Raw genomic sequence first — 3,018 nt, forward strand, 5'->3', positions numbered from 1 at the left:
TCTGATAATTCGCGCCTTCTGCTCGGGTGAGACTCTGGCGAAGATGGTCGCGGAGGCCGCGGAATGCTTTAGGTCGTCGTCGCTCAGAGCGTCGATGTCGTTACCCGAGAGCGTTCCGGCTGACAGGATGCCGAGGTCTGAGAGCACTTTCTCGGCGACGATCGCACTGTCGCCGGTAGCGATCTTGACGGTGATTCCGAGTTGCGCGAGTTTCGCAAGCGATGACGCTGCGTCTGCTTTGGGTGGGTCAAGAAAGACCAGAAAGCCATCGAGCGTCAGCCCCGCCTCATCCCCGGCACCGATCCCGTGCTGATCGGGAGCGAACTTATGGGCAACGGCCACGACTCGCGCACCCTTCGAGTACTCGATATCGAGAGTGCTTCGCGCCGAGCCCGGAACCCGTGAGCACTTAAGAAGCACCTCTTCCGGTGACCCCTTAGTAATGATGAAACGTCTGCCGGAGGGGTCATCCACGAGCACGCTCGTCATGCGCCGATTGTGATCGAAGGGCAACACTTCGAGCTGGTTGTATCTTTCGGGATGCATCGACGCCGAGGCGGGGGCATTCCACAGCGCCGCGTCCAGTGGATTGAGGCCGAGGGTCACCATGTGCCCCTCGGCACGCTCCGATTCGGTGGCGAGCAGCGCCAGAAGGTGGAGGTGCGAGACCGAGGTGCCGCTGTCGATCGGAATGGCAGCCGTGAACGTGATTCGGCCCTCGGTGAGGGTTCCCGTCTTATCGGTGACGAGCATGTCCATGTTGCCCAGATCTTCGATGCAGATCAGACGCTTGACCAGAACACTTTTTTTGGTCAGAGCCCGAGAGCCGGCGGCAAGACTGGCGCTCACAACGGCGGGGAGCAGCTGCGGAGTGATGCCCACCGCGATCGCCAGTGAGAACAGTAGTGAGTCGATGACGGGCCGCTGCAACAACAGGTTGGCGACGAAGATGACCGATGTCAGAGCCACAGCCACCTCGAGAAGAAGTAGGGAGAACGCGCTCAGCCCCCGTTGAAATTCCGTCTGGGGTTGCTGGGTGCCGAGGCCGGTCGCAATTCGTCCGAACTCGGTGCGCGGCCCGGTCTCGACCACTAAGCCTACCGCTGATCCGGACTGGATGACGGTGCCCATCAGCACACACGAGCTGAGATCGCCGATCGCGGCATCCGGAGCAGAGGGCACCGATGATTTCTCGACGGGCAAGGATTCACCGGTGAGAATTCCCTCGTCGCAGGAGAGTTCATGGCAGCTGATGAGGCGGATGTCAGCCGCAACGACCGACCCGATGCTGAGATGCACGATGTCTCCGGGAACCAGGGCCGTCACATCAACCTCAGCAAGAGCGGAGTCGCGCATGACGAGCACTGTGTGTCTCACCTGATCATGCAGAGCGTCTCCGGCCCGTTCTGCTCGGAATTCATTCACGAAGCCCAGCCCGATGCTGGCAACAAGAATCACCCCGATAATGATCGAATTCGTCGCCTCTCCCAGGAACACCGAGACTCCCGCAGTGACAAACAGCAGAATCAGAATGGGACTCTTGAGCTGGCGCCCCAACACCCTCCAGGGCCTCGCCCGGTGCACACGCAAGGCATTTTGCCCCACCGCGATCAGGCGCTCGGCGGCATCAGCACCGGAGAGCCCTGCCGCCGTCGTATTCAACAGAGCCAATGCGGCCGGCACCTCCATCGATGCCAGGCGGTGTACGGTCGACATCCCACTCTTCGAGGTTGACGTGGTGCTATCGCCCTGGCTCACCTCCGTTGACGCCACAGACACGACCTCCCTCAACCCCGGTGGGGCACGACCAGCGTCGCGCAGCTGGCCCGGTGTGCGCACTGCATGCTAACCGATCCGAGCAGCAGCCCGCTGAAGCCCCCGAGCCCCCGGCTGCCGATCACGAGCATCAGCGCATCGCGGGATGCGCGCGTGAGAATGTTGGCAGGCTGCCCCAGAACTGCGAAACAATTGACATCGACAGTGGGATGCGAGTCGGTGAGCGGCCTGATCTCGGCCGTCAGTTCCTGGCGCACGGCCTCGGAGACCTCAAGGTGAGACGACACCGAGCCGTCCTTCCACAGGGCGCCCCTGGGCGCACTGTCGATACTCCAGGTGCGAATAACTGACACCGGAACGCCGAGTTCCTGAGCCAGGCCGAGGGCCTCGGTCAGCGCGCGGTCGGCGTGTGGTGACCCATCATGACCGACGACGATGGCGCCCGGTGTCACCCTCGGAATCGCGATCTCGCCCGGATGAGCGGGGTCTTCCTCATCGGGCGTCGGCCGGGTGCGCGGGTGTGACGCGTGCACCACGAGAACAGGTCGTGTCGACTCATGGAGGCAGGTGTTGCTGACCGATCCGAGCAGAAGACCGGCTATGCCGCCCAGCCCCCTCGACCCGACAACGAGCATCCGGGAACCGATGGATGCCTCGCACAGCAGTTCAGCGGGCGACTCTTCCCCCGACCTGTACTCGACATCCACGCCCGGGTGTTCGTTCGCCGTCTCGCGGGTGTCCCTGATGAGTTCGCCCACGACCTGCTCATTGAGTTCGGCCGCCGAGGTCGAGTAACCGAGCATCTGGGTGACGGCGGGAGTGCGCGGGTCAATGCCCCATGAACGCACAACTACGACAGGCGCCGCCAGCCGCTCGGCAAGGTCGAGAGTGAATTCAAGAGCCCGTCGTGCGCCCATCGAGCCGTCATCGCCGACGACAAGGGGAAGCGTTGGAATGGTCATGTCACTACCGTCGCATCGTCGACCCACCGGGGTTAGGGCACAAAGGCCCTAATGTTGCCGCGCTGGGCGGTTGCGGCTGGTTCAGTGCTCACGGGGTCGAAGAGCGCGGAGTGCGTTGAGTATGGTCGCAAGGTCTACCAGCTCCTGGATGCCGGCGCCGACGGTTGCGGGGATGACTCCTACTGCGGCGACGATCATCAGACCGACACTCAGTGCGATCCCAAGCCAGATGCTTTGCAGCGCGATCCGCACGGTGTCCCGTCCGACGTCGACGGCCATG

General features: G+C 63.0%; 2 protein-coding genes and 1 pseudogene. All 3 read right to left on the reverse strand.

The annotated features are described in order from the left end of the window. Positions 1-1,716, reverse strand: a 1,716-nt coding sequence (locus RMN95_RS01970; RefSeq protein WP_309615284.1) for an HAD-IC family P-type ATPase, incomplete at its 3' end; no start/stop codon positions are given. Between the two features lie 71 nt (positions 1,717-1,787). Beyond that, positions 1,788-2,738, reverse strand: a complete 951-nt coding sequence (locus tag RMN95_RS01975; protein WP_309615285.1) for a universal stress protein — start codon at positions 2,736-2,738, stop codon at positions 1,788-1,790. A gap of 81 nt (positions 2,739-2,819) precedes the next feature. Continuing rightward, a pseudogene (locus RMN95_RS01980) lies at positions 2,820-3,018 on the reverse strand (heavy metal translocating P-type ATPase); the annotation flags it as partial.

It is taken from the genome of Salinibacterium sp. (genome assembly GCF_031364185.1).
Lineage (GTDB): Bacteria > Actinomycetota > Actinomycetes > Actinomycetales > Microbacteriaceae > Rhodoglobus.